Source organism: Patescibacteria group bacterium, from assembly GCA_040387855.1.
In the GTDB taxonomy this organism is placed as follows: Bacteria; Patescibacteriota; Minisyncoccia; order Phycocordibacterales; family JAKAEA01; genus JAZKCY01.
Genome location: JAZKCY010000001.1, coordinates 787,509 through 810,746 on the forward strand (window position 1 = coordinate 787,509; position 23,238 = coordinate 810,746).

The following is a 23,238-nucleotide window of genomic DNA, read 5'->3' on the forward strand; positions in this document are numbered from 1 at the left end:
CTATACTATATATAATGAAATCACAGAGAATTTTAGGTGCCTTAGCAACAACCCTTTATTTCGGTCACTATCTACTTACTGTTACGGATTGGCATTTTATAGATAACGCAAATCTTATATTTCATGAAGCAGGACATACTATCTTTTTCTTTTTAGGAGAATTTATACAAGTAGCTATGGGTAGTGGATTTCAAATAGCAGTCCCCTTACTTTGCGCGGCATATTTTCTTAGCAGAAGAGATTTTTTCTCAGCATCAATCCTAGGCGCATGGGTAGGTCAAAATATCATTAATGTTTCTCTCTATGCAAAAGATGCAGTAATAATGCAGCTTCCGCTTTTGGGCGGCGATGCAGCCGGCCATGACTGGAATTATCTTTTATCTGAAACAAATTTATTGCAGCACACTGATGCAATTGCATACGGGATGCAAACACTTGGAGCGCTCGTCATTTTATTTTCTTTTGCAGTGATGTGGTATTGTGCCTTCAATCAAAAAGAGCAAACAAACAGTGCTACATAATACTGTGAAATGGCCACGTCAAGAGTTCTAAAAACTTTTTTCTAAATGATCTCTTGACCCAACGATCATGTGTTACTTCTTCACACATAAGTAAGTCCTCATGGAAATGTCGTTTGATAGTATGTATAAAAGTTAGATCAGAACTTGAAATATTTATTTCGTGATTAAAATAAAAGCTTAAACTATCTAAATTAAAGCTTCCTGCTGTACCCCAAGTGTCATCTACTACTGCAGTCTTTGCATGCATCATCACATCCTTATATCTGTAGATCTTAATTCCTGATTTTAAAGCCAAGGTAAAATATGATTCACGTGCATGATTTACGAATACGTGATCAGCAATATCTGGAACTATAAGGCGTACATCAACGCCCTTTTTTGCAGCCAAGCGTAGCACCCGATACAAGCGAATATCTGGAATAAAATACGGAGTGGTTAGATACACGTATTTTTTAGCAGAGCGAATATTAGCAATAAGCGCTTGATAGATATATCGCTGTCTGAAGCGCGGATAATTTACTTGAAGGTTGAATTGCTTAACAAATTGAACTACTTTCTTAAAACGAGCCAAATGCGGTTTATCCACGCTCGACCACAATGCTTCAAAGCTCACGGTCATTTCTTCTGCTAGTGGCCCAATGACTCGCATGTGAGTATCACGCCAATCTGCCATATCAGCTTGAATACCCACACCTCCAATGTGACCAATTTGATTATCTATTATCAATAACTTCCGATGGTCACGAAAAAAATTTGATGTAAAGTTTGTAATTCGCCAAGGGCTTATAGGATTAAAAAACCGAATTCGAATTCCCAAGTGATTAAGCAAATCAGGCACAAGTGAACGATAAAAATTCCAGCTACCCACCGTATCGCACAACATTCGCACTACTACACCCTCACGTGATTTCCGTTCTAACACCTCAATAAATCTTCGCCCAATAGAATCAATAGTAAAAATATATTGCTCAAGATCAATAGTTTTTGTTGCCTTTTCAAGGTCGGCCAGCATCGCCTCCCATGCATCAGACGTTTTTGTATAAAATTGTACGTTTACCTCAGACATTGACACTCGTACTATAGCATGGATTTATACAGCATCTACAAGTACGACAATTTTGCTTTCAGGTTGTATTTCTAGAAATCCTGAAGAAATCATAAATTCATGCTTTTTATCGTTCTCATCTATAATTCTAAGATTACCAGATTCTAATTTTGAAATAAGAGGAATATGCTGAGGCAAAATTGTAATCTCACCGGCACTTGTACGCGCAATGATTTCTTTTACATTTCCATCAAATAGCGATTTTTCAATTGTAAGAATACTAAGATGCATACTATTTTACATCATCAATACTTCCCTTCATATAAAATGCTTCTTCTGGTTTATGATCATGCTTACCATCAAGGATCTCTCGGAAACTTCGAACAGTATCTTCTCGCTTCACAAACACGCCAGGAATATTACTAAATACTTCTGCAACATAAAACGGCTGAGAGAGAAACTTTTGAATTCGTCGAGCTCGTGCTACCACAATTTTATCTTCCGGAGAAAGTTCATCAATTCCCAAAATAGCAATAATATCTTGAAGCTCTGCATAATGCTGGAGGATTTCTTGAACTTCTCTCGCAACTGCATAATGATCTTCTCCTACAACTTCGGGTTGAAGAGCAGATGATGTTGAAGCCAATGGATCAACCGCTGGATAAATTCCAAGCTCAGTAAGTGCTCGTGAAAGCACGATGGTTGAATCTAAGTGAGCAAACACTGCAGCTGGAGCGGGATCGGTAATATCATCAGCAGGCACATAAATTGCTTGCACCGATGTAATAGCACCTTTTTTTGTTGAAGTGATTCGTTCTTGAAGCTCACCCATCTCCGATGCTAGAGTCGATTGATATCCTACAGCTGAAGGCATCTTTCCTAAAAGTGCTGCCACCTCAGATCCTGCTTGAGAAAATCTAAAAATATTATCAATAAACAAAAGCACATCTTTCCCTTCTTCATCTCTAAAATATTCTGCCATGGTAAGTGCAGAGAGTGCAGTTCGCAATCGCGCACCTGGTACTTCATTCATCTGTCCATATACGAGGGCTGCTTTATCGAGCACACCTGATTCTTGCATTTCAAGAAGCAAATCAGTTCCTTCTCGAGTTCGTTCTCCTACTCCAGCAAACACAGATACTCCCCCCGATTCTTCAGCCACGTTTCGGATGAGCTCTTTTAATAGCACAGTCTTTCCCACTCCTGCTCCTCCGAATAATCCAACTTTTCCTCCTCTAATAAATGGAGCTAAAAGATCAATTACTTTTACTCCCGTTTCAAAAACCTCAGTCTTTGTAGTTTGCTCGGTAAGCGCTGGAGCGGGGCGATGAATTGGCCATCGCTTTGTAGAATTCACAATTGAGCCATCTAGTGTCTCTCCAAACACATTAAAAAGTTTACCCAACACTCCAGGTCCAACTGGCACAGATAAAGCAGCTCCTGTATCAACTACTTCCATACCACGAATTAGGCCATCTGTTGATGCAAGTGCAATTGCTCGAACAATTCCATAACCCAAATGTCGAGCTACTTCAAGGACAACTTTTTCTTTACCCTTAATAACTTCAAGGGCATGATTTATTTCAGGAAGCTTACCTGCCTCAAATCGTACATCTACTACTGTTCCAATGATTTGTGTGATAGTACCTTTATTCATAAATATTTTCTTTACCTGGATAAACAAAAACGGGGATTTCATCCACTTCTCTAATTACATGCAATGTATCTTCAAACTTCATTCCAACAATAAATGCCCACACAGGGAATATGACAAAGAAAAAAATTACTGCTGCAAATTTTGAATACCATGTTACTTTGTTCCAAATGATTGTCATATATTTTATGATAAGGCTTCTGCACCAGCTATAATCTCACTAATCTCAGATGTGATTCCCGCTTGACGTGCTTTATTCATTTCTAGCGTAAGGGTATCTTTCAATTCACTTGCATTATCTGTAGCACTTTTCATTGTTACCATACGAGCTGAATGTTCTGAAGCATTAGATTCAAGCATTATATGATGCAATGCAGTCTTTAAAATATTTTCTACTAACGGCACAACAATCTTCTCAGGACTTGGTTCAAAAGTATATGTGTAATTATAATGTGATTCTGGCAATGATTTGTCTCTAATATCACTATACTTTCCATACTCTGGAATAATTTCTTGAATAAACTCTGTAAGTGATTCTTCTGATGCAGGTAACAATTGCTTGTGAACCGTTTTTTGTTTAAGGGTTGTTTTAAAATGAGTATAGATAATTTCTACAGCTTGCCAGGAGTTTTTATGAAAACCGTTTACTATACTTTGTGCAACTTCTGTAGTCTCTGAAAACTGTGTAAAATCTCCAAATCCAATAAAGCTTTTTATCGGATGAATATGGCGATGCTCAAAATGATCTCGAGCTTTCTTACCTACTACCACAATATCTACTGGTGTATGCTTTTCATTATACTTTTGAAGTATATGATCAGCTTTATCGAGAACCGTATCATTAAATCCTCCCACCAAACCTTTATCCGCAGTAATTACAACAAGCAGTACTTTCTTTATTTCACGAGATTTCAGTAATAAAGGCACATTCTTTTGCGAAGACTTTTTCAAAATATGACCAAGCATTTTGAGTGATGCAAGAGCAAACGGCCGAGCTGCTAATGCAAAATGCTGACTGCGTCGCATTTTTGTCATTGAAACTACTTCCATTGCCTTTGTGATTTGCGCAATGTTTTTAACAGAGTGTATTCGTTTTTTTATGTCTCGAAGCGACTGCATAATTATTGTGGAGTGACTCGATTGAATTCTTCCAAAGCAGCTTTAAGTGTATCAATAGTTTCTTGAGATAACTCCCCCGTTTTTTCTATTGTTTCAAGAATTCCACGGTGCATCTTATGCAGGTACACAATTAAATCTTTAGCTCGTGCCTGAATGTTTTTTGCTGGAACAGCATCGAAATACCCATTTGAAACAGCAAAGATTTCTACAACCTGATAATAAAACGGAAGCGGTTCTAATTCTGGCTGTTTCAAAATTTCACTTACTTTCTTACCTTTTTCAAGAATCTTTTTTGTTGATTCGTCGAGGTCTGAAGCAAACTGAGAAAATGCAGCAAGCTCTCGATACTGAGCTAAATCCAATCGCATTTTACCAGCAATCTTTTTCATTGCTTTTGTTTGTGCAGCTCCTCCTACTCTCGACACAGAAAGTCCAGGGTTAATAGCGGGTCTCGTACCTTTATTAAACAACTCTGACTCAAGATAAATCTGACCATCAGTAATTGAAATAACATTTGTAGGAATATAGGCAGACACATCACTCAACTGAGTTTCAATAATTGGAAGTGCAGTCATTGATCCCCCACCTTTTTCTTTTCGGAGACGAGCAGATCGTTCCAATAATCGTGAATGCAGGTAAAAAATATCTCCAGGAAATGCTTCTCTACCTGGAGGTCGTCGAAGCAACAATGAAATTTCTCGATAACTCACTGCATGTTTTGAAAGATCATCATAAATAATAACAACATCTTTTCCCTTATGCATAAAATACTCTCCCATTGCGGTAGCAGCATAGGGTGCAATATATCTCATCGATGCTGATGTCGATGCGGGTGCCGAAACTATAATCGAGTATTCTAATGCACCTGCTTCTTCAAGCTTAGCAATTAGCTTTGCTACTTTAGATTCTTTTTGACCAATAGCAACATAAATACAAATTGGAGTAGTAAATCGTGTGTCACTTTTTTGATTAATAATAGTATCTATAGCTATAGATGTTTTGCCTGTTTGTCTATCACCAATAATAAGCTGACGCTGACCACGTCCAATAGGAATCATTGCATCTACAGCTTTAATTCCTGTGTGAATTGGAGTGTTTACTGGTTCTCGATCTGTTACACCTGGAGCAACACGTTCAACAGGATACATGGTTATTTTTTGATGAGTATCAAATAACGGGCCTTTCCCATCAAGAGGATTCCCAAGGGCGTCGACAACTCTTCCGATGAGATCTTCTCCTACAGGTACTGATAGTAAATTACCTTTATGAGTTACCAAATCACCCTCACGAATAAATTCAGCATTACCCAACACAATTGCTCCAACAGTATCTTCTTCAAGATTAAATGCTACACCATCTACTTTCCCATGAGCAGTTTCAAATTGAATCATTTCTTGCATTGCAATATCACGCAATCCAGACACTCGAGCAATACCGTCTCCAACTTCAATAACAGTACCTATTTTTTGAGCGCGTACTTCGAGCTGTGCTCCTTCAATTTCTTTCTTTAAATTTTCTATGATGTCCGACATTATACAAAGAGATTATTTATTCTAGTTTTTGCACTTGCATCGATGAGTATCTCATCATCAATATATAGTTTAATTCCGGCTAGTAATTCTGGCATTACTTTTTCTTTCAATCTAATTCCGGTACCTAGAGCATTTTCAATATCTTTTCTTATCTCTACACTTATGGGTGATGCTGATTCTACTGTTACCTTCTTTAGTTTTTCATCTTTCAAATATAACTTTTCAAAGCTCGTAAGTATCGCCGGTAAGAGCTTAGTATCTTTTCGAACTCGCACACTATGCATAAAATTGCTGATTAGATCTGCATGCTCACTCATAGGCTTATCTTTTAAAGCATAGTACAAAGCATGTGCATACTGTCGAGATGAATATTTCATGATGATGATGAGATTGCTTTAAGTTCTCGCAAAGCTTCTTGTATGAGAGCTTTATCCCGTTCAGGTTGATCAAGCTTGCCTATCACTCGTGCCAAACCATTAGCAACAAGAAGTTGTGCAGACCTCTCTACCTCTTCATTAAGCTTCCTGTGCTCTTCTTCAAGTTTCTTCTGTCCTTGGGCAATAACGTGATCACTTTTCAAGTGTGCTGATTCAACTATTTGTTTTGCTTGGGTAGAAGCTATATTTTCTGCTTCTGAAACAATATCAAGTGAAGTTTGTTCTGCCTTCAAAATAATTTGTTTCTCTATATTCTTTGCTTCAACAAGTTTTCTTTGTGATTCTTCACTTGCTTCAATACCTTCTTTAATTATTCTCTGTCTCTTCTTCAACATGCCTATAAGCGGAGCATATGCAAATTTCTTAAGAAGAATTAACAGTATCGTAAAATTAACTATCTGTGCTAACAGTAGTTTCCAATCAACTCCAAATTGTGTGAGGAGTTCATGCATTCGTATTAGACGAATTTAACGATAAGAGCAATAACCAATGCGTAAATTGCAATAGCTTCGGCAAATGCAATTGAAAGGATCATGGCTGTTTGTACCTTTGGTGCTGCATCTGGATTTCGTCCAATTGCTGACACTCCTTTACTTCCAATCCATCCAATAGCTATTGCTGGAGCAAAAGTTCCTCCGATAATAATGGCTGCGACTGCGATATTTTGAATTGATGCTGGATCCATGTGAACAAATTAACTACCTAGTAATATATAAATTCATTATACCAGCACTTATGAGTGATGCTCTACCGCAATGGAAATAAAGACCAACGTCAAGGTTGCAAAGACCAACGCCTGTACAAAACCAACAAATATTTCAAGGATCAAAAATGGTACTGGTACAAAATAGGGCACCAAAAATCCCGTGATAATGAGCAATACTTCTCCTGCAAATATGTTTCCAAACAATCGAAATGAATACGATATGAGCTTGGCAAATTCCCCTATCAACTCAAGAATTCCAACAAAGAAATTGATTGGGCTTGAAAAATTGAAAAATTTTGAAGCATGCGATTTAAAGCCCAAAGCGATAATACCAAACACATTTGTCATGACTACTGCAATGATAGCAATAGCCAGTGTAAAGTTGAGGTCGCTTGCTACTGAGCGTAGCAAAGGGGCAAAAACCTCATGTCCGTCATGCACTTGATGGAGCCCAATAGAGCCCACGCCAGGGAGAATTCCAAACCAGTTTGAAAACAGAATAAGCGTGAATATAGTAGCAATTAGGGGAAAATACTTTATTGCCTTATCTCGAGAATGGAGGATCTTTTCCATGAAACCGAGCAGACTTTCAACTCCCCATTCCACAGCATTTTGCACTCCCAAAGGTACAAGCTGCATCCGTCGTACGGCCACTTGGCTCAAAATAATGATAAATAGAGCCACAATCCAGGTCATAAGGAGAGTATTCGTTATGGCAAAAGAGCCAATTGAGAACAGTTTTTCAGCACCAATCTGAATATGAAGCATGAATATATCATAACAGACCTGCTGCTGGGTCTGCTATTGACGAAGTCAACGTTATATAATCTAGTTTTAAAGACTGTAATAAAGTAGTCTGACAACGTCGTACATATATAGATAGTTGATCTAATCATCAACTAAAATTAATTAAGTGCTGAACTTAAATAAATTTATTATGACAACATTTTTTGCAACTGAAGATCGAGGATTCGCAAGTATGAATCCTGAGAAGCAGCGCGAAATCGCTTCACGAGGAGGCAAAGCAGCACATCAAGCTGGTACTGCCCATGAATTCACATCTGAAGAAGCACGAGCTGCTGGCCGCAAAGGTGGTCAAGCCGTAAGCCGAAATCGAGAACACATGGCAGCTATTGGCCGCAAGGGTGGAGAAAATTCACACAGCGGACGTGGCGAATCAACCGCGTAACATCATGTTTTTCATGAACTAAAAAATCCCCTTCGACTATGGTCAGGGGATTTTTTAGTGTTTATTCAACTGTTACAGATTTTGCTAAATTACGAGGCCGATCCACATTTAACTCTTTTGCTTTTGCTATGTAATACGCAAACAGCTGTAATGGTACTATAGAAAGAATTGGCGAAACTATTTCATGAGCTTTTGGCACAAAAAAGATATCTTGCACGAGAGTTGCCAGTTTTTGATTTCCTTCAGTTGCAATAGCAAGCACTCTCCCCTTTCGTGCTCGTATTTCCTGAACATTAGAAATCATTTTTTCATACACACTATCATCAAGGCAAATCGCTAATGTTGGGAAATTTTCATCAATCATAGCAAGTGGCCCATGCTTCATTTCTCCTGCTCCATATCCTTCTGCATGAATGTATGAAACTTCTTTCAACTTAAGTGCACCTTCAAGGGCAATCGGAAACTGAAGTTTTCTACCAACGTACAAAAAGTCCCTATGACTACTATATGTTTCAGCAAGCTTTTCAAGCTTTGAATGATCCTTCAAAATCTGCGCAATTTTATCTGGAAGGTTTTGCAGCTCTTTTACTATTTCCATACCCTGCTCAAGAGACATAGTACGCATTCGTCCAATATAAAGTGTAAGTAAAATTAATGCAGTGAGCTGAGAAATGAATGCTTTTGTTGAAGCCACTCCAATCTCTGGGCCTGCATGATTGTAGACTCCGGCATCTGTTTCTCGTGCAATAGTAGATCCAACAGTATTTACAATTCCCAGAGTAAGCGCACCTTGTCGTTTTGCTTCACGAATTGCTTCTAACGTATCTGCGGTTTCACCAGATTGTGATACAGCAATAAGTACAGTACCCGGCTCTATGTGCGGATGCCGGTATCTAAATTCTGAACCCACTTCTACTTCCACAGGAATTCCTGCATATTCTTCAAGCATATATTCACCTACAAGACCTGCATAATATGCAGTACCACATCCTACAATAATAATTCTTTTTATAGATTTTAGTTCATGTTGCACAGACTCAAGGCCACCAAGCTTTGCTGTGCCTTGATCAAGAAGCAATCGTCCTCGAAGGGTATTCTTCACAACTTCAGGACCTTCCATAATTTCTTTCAACATGAAATGCTCGTAACCATTTTTCTGAATTTCTTCTACTGCCCACTCAATAGTTTCTAGATTTCTCTCCACACTGTTTTGTTCTAATGTGCAGATGCTATACATATCAGGAGTAAGTACGGCCACTTCCCCATCCTGCAAATAAAGCACTCGTTTAGTATGCTTTAAAATTGGTGATGGATCTGATGCTACAAAGTATTCTTTATCTCCCACTCCAAGTACGACGGGTGCTCCCATTCGCGCAGCAATAATCATCTCAGGATGTGCTTCTGAAGCCACCGTAAGACCATAGGTGCCCTTAATATCATTGAGTGCGTTTATCACAGCCTTTGTAAAATCTTTTTCGCTACGGGCATGTTCTTCAATAAGGTGGGCTATAACTTCTGTATCAGTTTCAGATAGAAACGTATGTCCTTTTTTACTAAGATGTGCTTTTAATTCTTGAAAATTCTCAACGATACCATTGTGTACCACCCAAATTTTTGAATCGCAATCATGATGAGGATGCGCATTTATTTTAGTAGGCTCACCATGTGTCGCCCATCGCAAATGTGCAATACCACTAGTCCCAGTAAAATCCTTAGTAATTTTTGCTCTCAAATTTTCAACAGCACCTACTGATTTTATTGCTCCAGCTGTTGGAATATAAATACCAGCAGAATCATATCCTCGATATTCTAAAGAAGTTAATCCATCAACAAGAATTGGTAGAGCTTGTTGTTTTCCTGTGTACGCGTATATTCCACACATGTTATTGGTAGTTAAAGATAAAGATATTTCTGATGCGACGTACGGTATCGTATACCATGGCACTAGCCCCAGCAAGCACAAGCAGAGATAATGCTTGGACTATTACTTGTGTGTGCGTAAAAGCTCCAATAATAAATTTCCCGAAATCGACAATATTTGTAACACTTAAAGCATTTTGTAAAACATTTTGAAGAGAGACAAAAAACGCAACAGACATAATGAGTGCAGATACAATTGCGAGTTCTATAATGAGCGGCCGTGCGACAGTCTTTAAGATATAGACCATATACACTCTGCGCATAATATTCTTTTTAATATAATTATTCTGCATATAATTTTGATACTTTTTTAAACTCATTTTTTGCTCGGTGTATTCGTGTGCGAATTGCACCTTCACTTACCTTTTCTTCTACTGCTATATCTTCATAGCTTTTACCCTGCACAATATTAAGTGTGAGAATTCTACCCAACGCCTGAGGAATTTTCGAAATGACCATAAGCACTCGATCGAGGTCCATCTTCTTTTCAAATTCATCCTGGGCACTAAATAAATCAAGATCCTCACCTGCCATACTATTTAAAAACTGCTTTTCTCTTTTTTGCTTGAGACAATGCGTGTAGCATGTATTGAGCAAAATTTTGTATGCCCATGATTTAAAGCTCGCGCCTTCCATGACTTTAAACTTCTTGGCATTTATATAGATCTTCACAAAGGCCTCCTGGACGATGTCCTCAGCCTCTACTTTGTTCTTGAGCATAAAGGTCACCTTTGCCAAGAACTCTTTCTGGTAGCGGTTTACAAGCACACCAAAAGCCGATGGATGGTCAATCGACAACGCAAGCCATTCTGCATCTGTTTTTAGTGGCGGTTCCATGTCTGTATATCTAGTATAACTCTGATTAATGGGAATATGTTACAGGTATATAAAAAAGCCATGGTTTTGTCCACCATGGCTTACTAACCTACTTGAAGAGTTTGGCGAAGGTCTTCGGCTTCATGCCGTAGTTGAACCCTGGCTTTTTCAGCTGCAATCGCCCACACCTTTCCTTGTCGTACTTTGGTGTGTTCTTCAACTGCACGAAGCATACTGCAGAGTAGCGGCCGGTTTTTGCTGTTTTCTTTGTAGCAACAACTCGGTGCGCAAGTGCTGTAAGCTTCCCTTCTGATCGCAGCTGCAACTGCATTGCAGGAATGATGACAGTTGTGCCTTTGTGCACTGGCATATCCATCCACTCCGGCTCTGCAGTCTCATGATCTTCCCACAAGCACTGGAGTCCGGGGGCACTTTCAAAAAGGTGCAAGGTGAAGCCACTCTGATCCACATGAGCCGTGGCAGTTGGATCGCCTGGTTTTACAGCGTCTTCATCCGTTCTCTCATCAGGTAAATAATGAATGAACCGAACGAAAAACTTCGCCTCGCTTGCATCCACCTCTTCAGCGAATCCTGAGATTCCATACTGCTCCTCCACAGCATCTGCAAATCTCATAATGAGAGGCTTCATGAGACGCACGAGCTGAACCGAGTCAGTGACAAAGTCGAGTGTTCCCGAATCTCGGAGAAGTTCGGTGCGATCGCGAAGCCAGTCTTGGCCAGCAATCGTTACATCGAAGTTCTCCTTCCGATCATCTGTGAGTCCTTCCCCCGGCTTAAACTCGTATCCCACTCCATCAGCACCATTGCTGTATGGAAGACTCATCTTCACATCCAACGGCAAGTCACAGAATCCCTTCCATGACTCCATTGCCTTCACCACAGCTTCTCGCAAAACTTTGGGATACGTGAGCTTCACAAACCCAGTCCTACCAAAGTTAACGTCTACCTTCTTCATATGCTCCTTTCGGTTAGCGAATAAATCGAACAACCTTGCTCGAGCATAAGAAAATATGAAATATAAAAAAAGCGAGGATGTCCTCGGTAGAAATACCGCCTATTAAACGGTGATTTTACTCGTCAGTTTTAATTACTTCTGTATAGAAAAATGGCAAGGTTTTAATCGAACCATCTTTAATTGCTTCTAATACTTTAGTTATAGAATCAATGCAGTCATATGAATCAGACAACTGATGTTTGAGAGATTCATCAATTGAAAGCCACATATTTTCACCAAATTCTGTATTAGTTAATTCTCCGGAGTATGAATCTGCATATGCTATTGGAAATACGACATCAGAAAAGAGATCGCCTTCCTTATACATAATTCTGCGTTCAGATGCTACTGTTTTAAATTCTGCCTCAAGACCTGTTTCTGCTTTTAATTTTCGAGTAGCAGCTGCTTCCATAAGTTCGCCTTTTAGTACGACTCCTCCCATCACACCAATTTTTCCATATGAAGGATTTGATTTTCGAAGTTGATTTAAAATTTCAAGCTTTCCATCTACAACTCTTGAAACAATAGTAATAACATTTATCTTAAAAAGACTTGTAATAGAATTAAAAGTAGCTACAGGAATCGGATCTGCAACATGTTTAATACCTGTATCAGATAATGAGTACCCTTCTTCTGATTTTAAGAGCAGACCTTTCTTTACTAAAAACTGTAGATGATAATTGAATAAATCATTTGGAATAGAATGATCTTGTAGTTCACTATACCTAAGTGATTTGGCATTCTTTAACTTCGAAAGGATGTTATTTTGAATGGGAGAAAATTGAGTTGTCATAGTGTAATTAACCAAAATACTCTTTCTCGTTTTTCCTAACGATCTCATTAAGTTCATCAAAATACTTTTTGAGAAGTGGTGACTTTGCTATTTTTGATGATTTCTTCTCAATAATGTCTTCTAGAGTCATTTTGTTTTTTCGCCAAGAATATCCTCTATCAAGATATGTTACAAAATATGGGAGTAATTTATCAAGACAATATACAAAGACACTTTCTTCATCTTGTCTTTTTTCATACTGAGAAATTTTTTCCCACATGTCAGGAGATTCTGAGAATGTAAGCTTAATTTGTTCCAGAGCATTTGCTTCCCTTTCCTCCTTTGACTCAAAATACTCCTGGGTTGAGTTAAACACAGGAGTATCACCTGAATAGACTTCAATTAAATCATGTACGAGGGCATACATTACAACTTTTTGAATATCGAGATCTAGTTTGTGACTAGAAATAATATACCAAGCAACCACAGCAAGCTGAAAACAATGTTCAGAATCATTCTCACCTCTTTTCTCATGCAAAAGATGAACCCCTCGTTCTATCCTCCTAAATTCATTAGTAAATTCAACAAACTTTAAGATATTCTGGAGATTGCTCATGGAATGCTAGATTATTTCTTCTCTACCCATCCTTCCTTTAGATACTGTTGGAGTTTTTTGAATTTGATTTCTTTCTCTTCACCATTCTTAGTTACAACAACTCGTTCGTTGCGGCCTTTTTCATCATCTGAGCCAGTCATAACAACAGCTCCTGATGTACCTGCGGTGACAGAAATATCAGATCCTCCAATGAGTTGTGCTTGTCGCTGAACTTCTCGAAGTTTTTGTTCTTCTGCCTGAAATGCACCTGCTCCAATAGTTGGAAGCAATGACATTACTTGGTCATTAATAGCAATTTCCATATCTTTAAAAATTCGCAACCCATCTCGCTTGTATTCAATAAGCGGATCTCGCTGGCCGTATGCTCGAAGATTTACTGATGAACGGAGGTATTCCATTGCTTCAAGGTGATCGATCCAATAAAGATCGATAGTCTGGAGCAATAATCGTCGCACGGTTCGGTAAAACTCTTCTTCTCCAAGAAGACTTTTCTTTTCTTCAATAAGCTTTTTAGTTTCTTCGTTTGCGTTTTCGAAGGTAAGGATTTCTTCAACGAGAGCTTTGAGATCTTCACCTTGTCCAAGAACAACTTTTCGTCGGCGTTCATAGATAATCTTTCGTTGGTAGTTGAGAACATCATCGTATTCCAAAGTATGCTTTCGAGAATCAAAGTGGAATCCTTCGATCTTAGTTTGAGCTGTTTCAAGTGCTCGAGTAATAATTCGGTTTTGAATTGCTTCATCATCTGCGATGCCAAGTCGTCCAATGAGACCCTTGATCATATCAGAAGCAAATACTCTCATGAGTGAATCTTCAAGAGACACAAAGAATTGAGTTGTTCCTGGATCTCCTTGTCGTCCAGAACGTCCTCGAAGCTGGTTGTCGATTCGTCGAGCTTCATGTCGCTCTGTACCAAGCACAAAGAGGCCACCAAGGCTTCGGATCTCATCTCGCTCAGCATCAGTAGCTTCTGGACCTCCAAGCTTAATGTCGACACCTCGGCCGGCCATGTTGGTAGCAATGGTTACTCCTCCTTTCTTTCCAGCAAGAGCAACAATCTCTCCTTCTTTTTCGTGATTCTTCGCATTCAATACTTGATGAGGAATTCCTTCTTTAGACAAAAACTGACTAAGAAGTTCGTTCTTCTCAATAGATACAGTACCCACAAGTACAGGCTGACCAGTTTCATGAACTTTTTTAATTTCTCGAGCAACAGCAATAAACTTACCCATTTCTGTTTGGTAAATATTGTCTTGTCGATCAATTCGGGCAATTGGTTTGTTTGTAGGCACTTCAACTACATCAAGTCCGTATACTTTTCTAAATTCTTCTTTTGAAGTGAGCGCTGTACCAGTCATACCAGCAAGCTTCTTGTAGAGTCGGAAATAATTTTGGAATGTGATAGAAGCGTAGGTTCGAGTTTCTTTTTGTACAGCTACACCTTCTTTAGCCTCCATAGCCTGATGAAGACCATCAGACCATCGTCGTCCTGGCTGCATTCGTCCGGTAAATTCATCAACGATGATAACCTCTCCGTCACGAACAACATATTCTTTTTCTCGTTTAAAGAGAGCTTGAGCACGCACTGCTGTTTCTAGATGGTGAACATACTTAACTCCCTTCTCAGTATAAATATTATCAACACCTAAAAGCTGCTCTGCTTTTGAGATTCCATCATCAGTAAGAGTTATAGCACGAAGCTTTTCATCAACTTCGTAATCACTTCCTTCTTTAAGCTTCTTTGCAATATCAGCAAATACTGCATAAAGATTTTCTGATTCTACGGTTGGAGCAGAAATAATAAGTGGAGTTCGTGCTTCATCGATAAGAATAGAGTCAATTTCGTCGACAATAGCATAATTGAATTCTCGCTGACGAAGATTCTTTACATCGTATTCAATATTGTCTCGGAGATAATCAAATCCAAACTCATTGTTTGTTCCGTAGGTAATATCCGCCATATATGCTTCATGTCGTGTAGATGGTCGGAGAAATTCGTAAGCAATCTTAAATGAAGCAACAGCTTCTTCTTCAGGAGTTTCTTTTTGTGTAGCATCGTACAAGAAAGAAGAATCGTGATTGATAACTCCCACACTCAATCCTAAGAATGCATGGATTTGTCCCATCCACACAGCATCTCGTCGTGAAAGGTAATCGTTCACAGTGACAATATGCACGCCTTTACCCGTAAGAGCATTGAGATATGTCGGTAGTGTAGCAACAAGAGTCTTTCCTTCTCCTGTTTTCATTTCAGCAATAGTCTTTTTGTGCAACAACATACCTCCAATGAGCTGAACATCAAAATGTCTTTGCCCCAAGGTTCGTCGTGATGCCTCTCGTACAACAGCAAAAGCTTCAGGTAAAATGTCATCTAATGATTCGCCTTTAGCCAGTCGATCCTTAAATTCACCAGTCTTTGCCTTAAGTACCTCATCAGTAAGGGCTTTAATAGTTTCTTCTAAACCATTAATCTTTTCTACTATCGGCATCAAGGGCTTTACCGCACGTGTATTTTCATCTCCGAAGAGGGTTTTTAATCCAAACATAGGCCTCATACTATCACAAAATAAGACATACAAAAACCCCTTCACCATTTTAGTGAGAGGGGCTTTTGCGAATAGACTATGCTCGCTTAGCTGTCTTCTTCTTTGCTACTTTCTTAGTAGTCTTTTTTGCAACCTTCTTCTTTGTTGCCTTCTTTTTTGCTGCCATAATAGTATAAGATGTTATGAGTAATAAACTTTCACCATCATCATTCAAACAATTACCGACTTTTATTTTTACAAAAATTATTTTTAAAATACTTTTTGTAAAATATTATTTAAAAAAATAATTGATGAATGAGTACATGAGTAATTATCATACACAAAAAATATTTTCACAATGATTTTTTTATTTATTTTGTGGATAACTTTTTTTATTTTTATTTATTTTTTTCAAAAAGTTTTGCAAAAATATTTTTCTAAATTAATTATTTTATATTTTTATTAAAAAACTATTAATTTATTTTTATTTTTTAGTTTTTAAAAAACTTTTTTATATATACTGCACTTCTTTTTCTAAAACTATTTTTGTTTTTTCTTTTACACAAGCAATCATCTTTTCAGCAAGTTCTGCAACTTGATCTGCATTCCCACCTCCAAAATTAACAAGCACTAATGCTTGATTTTGATACACTCCTACTTCCCCATCACGATAGCCTTTAAAGCCGCAAAGGTTATCTAAAATCCAAGCAGCTGGCACTTTAACAGTCTCAGTATCTAAGACGTAATGTGGCATTGTAGGATAGAGTTCTAGCAAATCTTTATAGTGCTGAATTGGAACTATCGGGTTTTTAAAAAATGATCCCGCTGTTCCTATAAGCTTTACATCAGGAAGTTTTTTAATTCGAATAGCTGTAATTATTTCACGAACTTTCTGTAATGTGAGATCAAATATATTGTTTGTAGCTATATAATCCTTTACATCTTTATAATCAGTGCTTAATTTTCCATTTCTAGAAAGTAAAAATGCAACGCGAATGATTATATATTTTTTCCCTTCTGACTTTTTAAAATAACTATCACGATATGCAAACTTGCATTGTTCATTAGTAAACTTTTCTAACTCATTTGATTCAGAATTAAAAACTTCAACCCAAGAAATAGTATCTTTCACTTCACTACCATATGCGCCAATATTTTGAACTGGTGTTGCTCCCACACTTCCAGGTATGTATGATAAATTTTCTAAACCAAATAAATTTTGATCAACAACAAAACCAACAAACGCGTCCCACTCTTCTCCAGCACCTGCAACAACTTCTACTTTTCCTTCACCCAATTCTTTAAGTTCTCTTCCCTTAATTACAATTTTAATTACAAGTCCTTCGAATCCTGAATCTGATACTAAAACGTTTGATCCTCCTCCAAGGATAAATATTTTAAGTTTTTTTTCTTTAGCAAAAGAAACTGCTTTTTGTAGTTCGTCTATAGTAGAAACTTCAACAAAATATGTTGCGGCACCTCCAATATGAAAAGTTGTATGTTCTTTAAGCAGAATGTTTTCTTGAATTGTCATATATTTACATGATAGCAAAAAGCAGGATTTTATTCCTGCTTTAAGTTTGTATAGTTTTGGTTGCGTCCACGAATGGCCGACGGGGCTAGCTCCATATAAACAAATGTATTGTGAGTGCGGCCATCAGCCATTCCTAGAAACAACTCTCAGTATTGTATCTGATCATATGGAAATGTACAATATGTATTTCCCCAAAAACACAAAATCCTGCCGAAGCAGGACAATGTGACATTTGTTTATCAGAGCTAACACTTGTTAGCACTCACCCATGTAGTATAGCACTCGGATATTTTCAGTCAAGAAAATTATGGCTTCACAGGATTTTTTCCTGCCCGAATATCTTTAATGTAGAGATCACCTTGTTCTTTAAATGTAGGATCAAGTTCTACGGCTTTTTGAATTTCAATAACAGCACTCTTTGTATCATTTAAGTAGAGATGTGCAGCTGCTAATGAAAGACGAGCTTTTGCATTCATTGGGTCTTTTGCAACACGTGTCTTCCATATTTCTAAGATCTTATCGAATTTCTGTTTTTCAAAATAAGCTTGAAGTAAGGTATCATTCCCTGCAATAAATTCTGGTGTGAATGTGCTAATCAGTTCTTGTGTCAATTTTTCTTCGCCTGCATATATTGCTGCAGCTGCGTATGTTAGTCGAGCATCATCAAATTGCGGTGCCAATTCGTATGCCTGTTTGAAAAGAGGTAATGCTTTCTCGTAATCTTTTTTTGCAATATATGTAGCTCCAAGCTGGAATAATATTACTTGTTTACGTGGAGATAGTTTTTGTGCTTCTGTGAGGTATACAATCGCATCATCATGTCGAGCTACACGATCACTAAAGCCTCCCATAATTACATATGCTCGTGCATCCTTTGGTGTTTCAGCAATCTGATTCTTTCCTTCTGCAAAGGCTAGTGCAAAAATATCAGTATTTCCTTTTATTTGATAAGGAGACATATGAATCCGTTCTGCAGTAGTTAACAATTGTTCTCGTACTTCTTGAGTACCAATTGAACGATATGCGAGTGCTTTCCTAAAATATTCAATGTTTGGTGCTACATCACCGTTAAATGGCACAACATCATTTCCATTACGTACGGTTGCTCCTTGCTGTGAAATAGCTTGAATTAAATTAAGGTTTGTTCTAATAGATGGAACATTCACAAAGTAAATCATTGCAATTGTTGCAACAAGAGCTACTGGAGCAATAATTCTATTTTTCTCAAATACATCATGTGTCTGCTTTGGTAGACTCTTTTGAGTTATATATGCAGCAAGAGTGAAAAAGAAAATATAACTAATCAAATTATCGAATACAGCAATATTGTGAATAAAGTATGCGGTAAGCAATCCTGTAAGCACACTCTTCTCAGCAACAGTAAACACTGATTCTTTTCGCCATATGTACCATAGTAAGGCTGCATATATTCCTAAGTATGATAGAAGTCCCAATATACCTCCAGCAATAAGCCAATCAAAAATCACATTGTGAGTACGATCAAACCACTGTTCCTGACCGTAGAGTTCCGGATTGTAATTTGTGTTGAACACATAATTAAAATTTTCTTGACCCCATCCAAAAACTGGTCGTTCTTTAAAGCCCTCGATCGCCATATTCCAAAGTAACAGTCGAGATTTTGTCGTAGTGTCACTGAGTGAAATTGAGGCAAAACGCTGAAGCTGTGGGTTATTTTGAACAAATGAAGTATTACGAACGAGAATAAATCCACCGACAATAACTATTGTTGCAATGAGAATACCTCCAGCAGTTCTTCGGAGTAGTGATTTTCGTGCACCTAAGATAAGGAGCAATATACAGGTAAATAACACTCCTACAACAAGACCAATCAACGCACCTCGAGTCTCAGTTCTATAAAGAATAAAACTTTGCACGAGAATAATTGCTGCTCCAACAAGTATCTTAGCCTGACGATTGATCCATGTTATACCAAAAAGATTATATCGTCTTGATACTACAAGGTACGCGGTTATAAAAATATGAATTAAAAGATATACGGCTAGATATGAAGCATTACCAAGTGTTGCATCAAGTCGATCACCTTGGTGAGTCTCATACATACCAGTAAGCTGCATTACGCCGTAAAAACACATCAGAACACTTGCAGCTATAGTCGTATTCCAAAACCAATTCCAAATTTTCTCGCTCTGAATTACAGTACTTACAACAAGAAAATAGGCCCCAAGATGGAGAAGTCCAATCAATCCTTCCATTCGTTCAAAGTTTGACCAAAAACTTTTAAATGGATTCAGCCCGGTTGCATCAGCAATAGCCATTACTCCGAGAAGTGCTCCCACTGCAATAAGTGTAAATGATTTTTGTGGGCGATACCGTTTATCTGTTACCGCTAGAATAAGCCATGCTCCAAAAAGAATTTCTACGAGAATTCTAAATACGAAACCTTTCCCTGTAATAAATGGGAAGAATAATGAGTTAGTAACTATGAATGGAATAATCAACACCAAAAAGATACCACCAATAATGCTATTCCGAAGTATTGTATTAATAGTCATAATAGTGAGACTATATCAGATAACACTATACAGAGCTACTTCAAATAATGGAATAACAACACTATTTACTATATAGTATGATCATGAATACTTTTCTCGATTGGCTCCAACGAAGACTCAAAACTGATGTACGATACCTTGCTTCAGGTAGCTTTTGGCTCAACCTCAATTTTGTTATAACTTCGCTCTTCTCATTTTTACTTTCAATAGCCTTTGCACACTTTGTTCCAAAAGATGTGTACGGTACGTTTCATTACATTATTTCTCTTGGAGGAATCATCACTGCCCTCACCCTTTCAGGGATGAACTCTGCAGTTGTACTTGCTGTTGCACAAAATAATGAAGGTACTTTTAAACGCTCAATAATTGCTCAAGCAAAATGGAGTGTTGTTCCATTTATAGTAGCACTCTGTATGAGTGGGTATTATTTTTATAACAATAATACTATTCTTGCCATCTCTTTAATTATTATTTCTGTACTAGTGCCTATTTCTTCTGTTGCAAATACTTACTCTGCCTTTCTCCATGGAAAAAAAGATTTCCGATCTAGTTTCTACTATGGGTTAATCATTAATGCTATCTATTACGGAATTCTTTTTATTACTATTCTCTTTACCAACAATGTTCTCCTTATTTCGCTTGCATTCTTTATTGCTACAACTTTAGGAAATGTAGTTTCATATATTCTTACCTTTATTAAATATAAACCCAACAATCTTGTTGATGAAAAAAGTATTACCTATGGTAAGCATATGAGTGTGATGGGAGGATTTGGAATGATTGCTAGTAAAATAGATAGTGTTCTTGTTTTCCATTATACGGGTGCCGTTGATCTCGCTATCTATACCTTTGCAAAAATCATTCCAGAGCGAGTTACCGGATTGTTTAAATCTGTAGGCTCAGTTGCATTGCCAAAATTCGCACAAAGGAATGAACAAGAAATACGAGCGACAGTCCTTCCTAAGACCATTCTGTTTGCTATTTTTATCTTTGTCTCATGTCTTTTCTATATACTTATTGCCCCATTTGTATTTAGAACATTTCTACCAAACTATGTAGATGCGATCGTATATACCCAAGTATTCTCACTTACTATTTTAATTGCAGCAGCAAACCTTCCAGTGTCAGCACTTATCGCTCACCGTTTGCAATCTCGACTCTATATATTCAATATAATAAATACGATCGTTCAAATCAGTGTTCTCTTTGTCCTTATCGTTCCCTTTGGAATTTGGGGAGCTGTCTATGCAAAGATAATCTTTAGTATCTTCTATGTACTATTTGCCCTTGTGTTGTTTTTGATTCCTCACAAATCACAAGATCTAACTCTCAAATAGAATTTCTGACCCTGTATCAGTAAAGGTAAATGGAATCTCACGAAGCTTAGAAAGTGCAGCTCGTAGTTTTTTATGATTTTTCTTTTCAGAATAGAATAAGAGGAACCCTCCACCACCTGCACCTAAAAGTTTTCCACCTATCGCTCCGTTGTTTATACCAAGAGAATAATATTTATTTATAAGTTTATTGGAAATTGTATTTGCTAATGACTGCTTAAGTTCCCAACCAGTATGAAGCAGCTTTCCAAAAGCATGCAGATTTCCAGCTTCAAGGACAGCTTTGGTTTCATATGCAATTTCCACCATTCGTTTTGTAGCATCTATTGCATGAAAACTTGTCTGTAAATTTTCTTTTTGTTTTTCTAATATGGTATTAGCAGAACGAGTAATTCCTGTATAAAATAATAAGAGATTCTCTTCTAATTCTTTTTTTATTTTAGGCTGTATCCTTACGGGTTCAACAGTTACTTTCCCGTTCTTTAAAAACTTGTAGAGATTTAGCCCTCCATACGCTGCAGCATATTGGTCTTGCTTACCAATAGGTGAACCAAGCTTTTTAATTTCAGTCTCGCACGCTTTTTGTGCAAGCTGTTCTGGAGTTAGATGCTTTCCAAATTTGTATGTATGCAAAATATTGTGAAGTCCTACAGCAAAGGCACTTGAAGAACCTAGCCCAGTTTTACCAGGAATATCACCCATTGTTTCTATCCCAATTCCTGTGATCTTTAAATCAGTAATAATTGATCGAGCTATACTATTCTTTATTTTTAAAACATTCTTTACGTTCTCGGTTTTACTATACTTAAGCAAAATTTTATCCTGCTCAAAGTTTTGATGCGCAGTTATATGAATGAATTTATCAATAGAAGTACTCACAACAGCTCCACCATATTTTTTGTAAAAATCTGGTAGATCAGATCCCCCACCAGCAAAACTAATTCTATAGGGTGTTCGGCTGAGTATCATAGTGGATTACACATTACCACACTTAGTATTTTAGGGGTAGATGTGCTACATTAGCCATATAATTCATATGACATCTGATAAAAAAACAATCCTTGTAACAGGTGGTGCAGGTTTTATTGGTTCAAATACCGTAAATCTTTTATGTGATCAAGGTCATGCTGTTAGAGTAATTGATGACCTCTCTTTTGGATACGAAGAATTCTTAGACCCACGAGCTACTTTTTTCAAAGGTTCACTTGCTAATAATGATGTGCTTGATAAAGCATTGTCGGGTGTGGATGTGGTTATGCACTTTGCAGCATCAAGTATTATTAAATTTTCTATAGATAATCCCCTCACCTATATTGAAAATAATATTGTAAACAGCACAAAACTTCTTGAAGGTATGCGACGAAATAATGTAAAAAAGATTGTATTCTCTTCTTCTGCATCTGTCTATGGTGAACCTTTAGAAATTCCTATTACTGAAAGTCATCAAAAAAAGCCTCTGCAACCTTATGGCGCAAGTAAGATGGCATTTGAAGATATTTTGAGTGGCTATCATCACAGCTTTGGCATTGAGAGCGTTTCACTTAGATTTTTTAATGTGTATGGGCCTCGCGATGAGCAACAGCCGGCTACACGTGCAGTACCACTATGGATTAAAGCAATTCTTAGGAATGAGCCAGTTGGAGTCTACTGGAACGGTGATCAACTTCGTGATTATATTTTTGTGCGCGATGTAGCTCAAGCTCACAGTGATGTTATGAATCTGCCAGGTTGCAATGCATTTAATATTGGATCCGGCTCTGGAATTATAATGCGCGATCTTTTGGAAGAAATCGTAAAACTCACAGGCAGTACCTCTGAAATAAAAGATCTTGGAGAGCGCTTGGGAGACCCTGCAAAGCTTGTAGCTGATACGTCAGCAATACATAAAGCTGTTGGATGGAAACCCAAAGTTTCTCTTACTGAAGGTCTTCAAGAAGCAATAGCGTTTTACAAAAGCAGAATGAAATAA

24 protein-coding genes are annotated in these 23,238 nt (G+C 37.6%); 4 read left to right on the forward strand and 20 right to left on the reverse strand.

Annotation, left to right across the window (positions count from 1 at the left end; genetic code table 11):
• Positions 1 to 14 precede the first annotated feature (14 nt).
• Positions 15 to 521, forward strand: a complete 507-nt coding sequence (locus tag V4519_04395) for a hypothetical protein (protein ID MES2437219.1) — start codon at positions 15 to 17, stop codon at positions 519 to 521.
• Here the strand turns inward: V4519_04395 and V4519_04400 are convergent.
• Genes V4519_04400 through atpB form a run of 10 tightly spaced genes read right to left on the reverse strand, consistent with a single transcriptional unit; the run spans position 514 to position 7,782 of the window.
• Complete coding sequence (locus tag V4519_04400; GenBank protein MES2437220.1) at positions 514 to 1,587, reverse strand: phospholipase D-like domain-containing protein; 1,074 nt, start codon at positions 1,585 to 1,587, stop codon at positions 514 to 516. The two genes, V4519_04395 and V4519_04400, sit on opposite strands and share 8 nt — an antisense overlap.
• Positions 1,588 to 1,611: 24 nt before the next feature.
• The gene (gene atpC, locus V4519_04405; GenBank protein MES2437221.1) at positions 1,612 to 1,857 is read right to left on the reverse strand and encodes an ATP synthase F1 subunit epsilon; all 246 of its coding nucleotides are present in this window, start codon (positions 1,855 to 1,857) and stop codon (positions 1,612 to 1,614) included.
• A 1-nt stretch (position 1,858) separates the two neighbouring features.
• The gene (gene atpD, locus V4519_04410) at positions 1,859 to 3,223 is read right to left on the reverse strand and encodes a F0F1 ATP synthase subunit beta (protein MES2437222.1); all 1,365 of its coding nucleotides are present in this window, start codon (positions 3,221 to 3,223) and stop codon (positions 1,859 to 1,861) included.
• Positions 3,216 to 3,401 (reverse strand): hypothetical protein, encoded by a 186-nt coding sequence (locus tag V4519_04415; GenBank protein MES2437223.1) that lies wholly within the window; start codon positions 3,399 to 3,401, stop codon positions 3,216 to 3,218. Before V4519_04415 ends, atpD begins: the two co-directional genes overlap by 8 nt.
• A 5-nt stretch (positions 3,402 to 3,406) precedes the next feature.
• The gene (gene atpG, locus V4519_04420) at positions 3,407 to 4,339 is read right to left on the reverse strand and encodes an ATP synthase F1 subunit gamma (protein MES2437224.1); all 933 of its coding nucleotides are present in this window, start codon (positions 4,337 to 4,339) and stop codon (positions 3,407 to 3,409) included.
• Between the two features lie 2 nt (positions 4,340 to 4,341).
• On the reverse strand, positions 4,342 to 5,871 hold the full coding sequence (gene atpA / locus V4519_04425) for a F0F1 ATP synthase subunit alpha (GenBank protein ID MES2437225.1): 1,530 nt from the start codon (positions 5,869 to 5,871) through the stop codon (positions 4,342 to 4,344).
• On the reverse strand, positions 5,871 to 6,248 hold the full coding sequence (locus tag V4519_04430) for a F0F1 ATP synthase subunit delta (GenBank protein ID MES2437226.1): 378 nt from the start codon (positions 6,246 to 6,248) through the stop codon (positions 5,871 to 5,873). Before V4519_04430 ends, atpA begins: the two co-directional genes overlap by 1 nt.
• Positions 6,245 to 6,760, reverse strand: coding sequence for a hypothetical protein (locus V4519_04435; protein ID MES2437227.1), 516 nt, complete (start codon positions 6,758 to 6,760; stop codon positions 6,245 to 6,247). Before V4519_04435 ends, V4519_04430 begins: the two co-directional genes overlap by 4 nt.
• A 5-nt stretch (positions 6,761 to 6,765) precedes the next feature.
• Positions 6,766 to 6,993: an ATP synthase F0 subunit C gene (gene atpE, locus V4519_04440; protein ID MES2437228.1), complete on the reverse strand. Its 228-nt coding sequence runs from the start codon at positions 6,991 to 6,993 to the stop codon at positions 6,766 to 6,768.
• Positions 6,994 to 7,041: 48 nt separating this feature from the next.
• Positions 7,042 to 7,782, reverse strand: coding sequence for a F0F1 ATP synthase subunit A (gene atpB, locus V4519_04445; GenBank protein MES2437229.1), 741 nt, complete (start codon positions 7,780 to 7,782; stop codon positions 7,042 to 7,044).
• Between the two features lie 169 nt (positions 7,783 to 7,951).
• On the opposite strand from atpB, the gene V4519_04450 reads away from it, so the two are divergent.
• Positions 7,952 to 8,203 (forward strand): KGG domain-containing protein, encoded by a 252-nt coding sequence (locus V4519_04450; protein ID MES2437230.1) that lies wholly within the window; start codon positions 7,952 to 7,954, stop codon positions 8,201 to 8,203.
• 61 nt (positions 8,204 to 8,264) lie between these two features.
• Here the strand turns inward: V4519_04450 and glmS are convergent, their stop codons facing one another.
• The 9 genes from glmS to V4519_04495 form a co-directional block, all read right to left on the reverse strand.
• The gene (gene glmS, locus V4519_04455; protein ID MES2437231.1) at positions 8,265 to 10,085 is read right to left on the reverse strand and encodes a glutamine--fructose-6-phosphate transaminase (isomerizing); all 1,821 of its coding nucleotides are present in this window, start codon (positions 10,083 to 10,085) and stop codon (positions 8,265 to 8,267) included.
• Position 10,086: 1 nt separating this feature from the next.
• Positions 10,087 to 10,416 carry a hypothetical protein gene (locus V4519_04460; protein MES2437232.1) on the reverse strand — a complete coding sequence of 110 codons (330 nt, stop codon included), beginning with the start codon at positions 10,414 to 10,416 and terminating at the stop codon, positions 10,087 to 10,089.
• The gene (locus tag V4519_04465) at positions 10,406 to 10,960 is read right to left on the reverse strand and encodes an RNA polymerase sigma factor (GenBank protein ID MES2437233.1); all 555 of its coding nucleotides are present in this window, start codon (positions 10,958 to 10,960) and stop codon (positions 10,406 to 10,408) included. Before V4519_04465 ends, V4519_04460 begins: the two co-directional genes overlap by 11 nt.
• 88 nt (positions 10,961 to 11,048) lie before the next feature.
• Positions 11,049 to 11,915, reverse strand: coding sequence for a 2OG-Fe(II) oxygenase family protein (locus V4519_04470; GenBank protein ID MES2437234.1), 867 nt, complete (start codon positions 11,913 to 11,915; stop codon positions 11,049 to 11,051).
• 115 nt (positions 11,916 to 12,030) lie between these two features.
• Positions 12,031 to 12,747 (reverse strand): NUDIX hydrolase, encoded by a 717-nt coding sequence (locus V4519_04475; GenBank protein ID MES2437235.1) that lies wholly within the window; start codon positions 12,745 to 12,747, stop codon positions 12,031 to 12,033.
• Positions 12,748 to 12,754: 7 nt separating this feature from the next.
• On the reverse strand, positions 12,755 to 13,342 hold the full coding sequence (locus tag V4519_04480; GenBank protein MES2437236.1) for an HD domain-containing protein: 588 nt from the start codon (positions 13,340 to 13,342) through the stop codon (positions 12,755 to 12,757).
• A gap of 11 nt (positions 13,343 to 13,353) precedes the next feature.
• Entirely contained in the window at positions 13,354 to 15,888 is a 2,535-nt protein-coding gene (gene secA, locus V4519_04485) for a preprotein translocase subunit SecA (GenBank protein ID MES2437237.1), read from the reverse strand.
• A 490-nt stretch (positions 15,889 to 16,378) separates the two neighbouring features.
• Complete coding sequence (gene murB / locus V4519_04490) at positions 16,379 to 17,401, reverse strand: UDP-N-acetylmuramate dehydrogenase (GenBank protein MES2437238.1); 1,023 nt, start codon at positions 17,399 to 17,401, stop codon at positions 16,379 to 16,381.
• Between the two features lie 305 nt (positions 17,402 to 17,706).
• Positions 17,707 to 19,935 (reverse strand): O-antigen ligase family protein, encoded by a 2,229-nt coding sequence (locus tag V4519_04495; protein ID MES2437239.1) that lies wholly within the window; start codon positions 19,933 to 19,935, stop codon positions 17,707 to 17,709.
• An 83-nt stretch (positions 19,936 to 20,018) separates the two neighbouring features.
• Between V4519_04495 and V4519_04500 the strand changes: the two genes are divergently transcribed.
• The gene (locus V4519_04500) at positions 20,019 to 21,272 is read left to right on the forward strand and encodes an oligosaccharide flippase family protein (protein ID MES2437240.1); all 1,254 of its coding nucleotides are present in this window, start codon (positions 20,019 to 20,021) and stop codon (positions 21,270 to 21,272) included.
• Here the strand turns inward: V4519_04500 and V4519_04505 are convergent.
• Positions 21,258 to 22,238, reverse strand: coding sequence for a GHMP kinase (locus V4519_04505; protein MES2437241.1), 981 nt, complete (start codon positions 22,236 to 22,238; stop codon positions 21,258 to 21,260). The two genes, V4519_04500 and V4519_04505, sit on opposite strands and share 15 nt — an antisense overlap.
• Positions 22,239 to 22,305: 67 nt before the next feature.
• On the opposite strand from V4519_04505, the gene V4519_04510 reads away from it, so the two are divergent.
• A complete protein-coding gene (locus tag V4519_04510) occupies positions 22,306 to 23,238 on the forward strand; it encodes an NAD-dependent epimerase/dehydratase family protein (GenBank protein MES2437242.1) in 933 nt (310 codons plus the stop codon).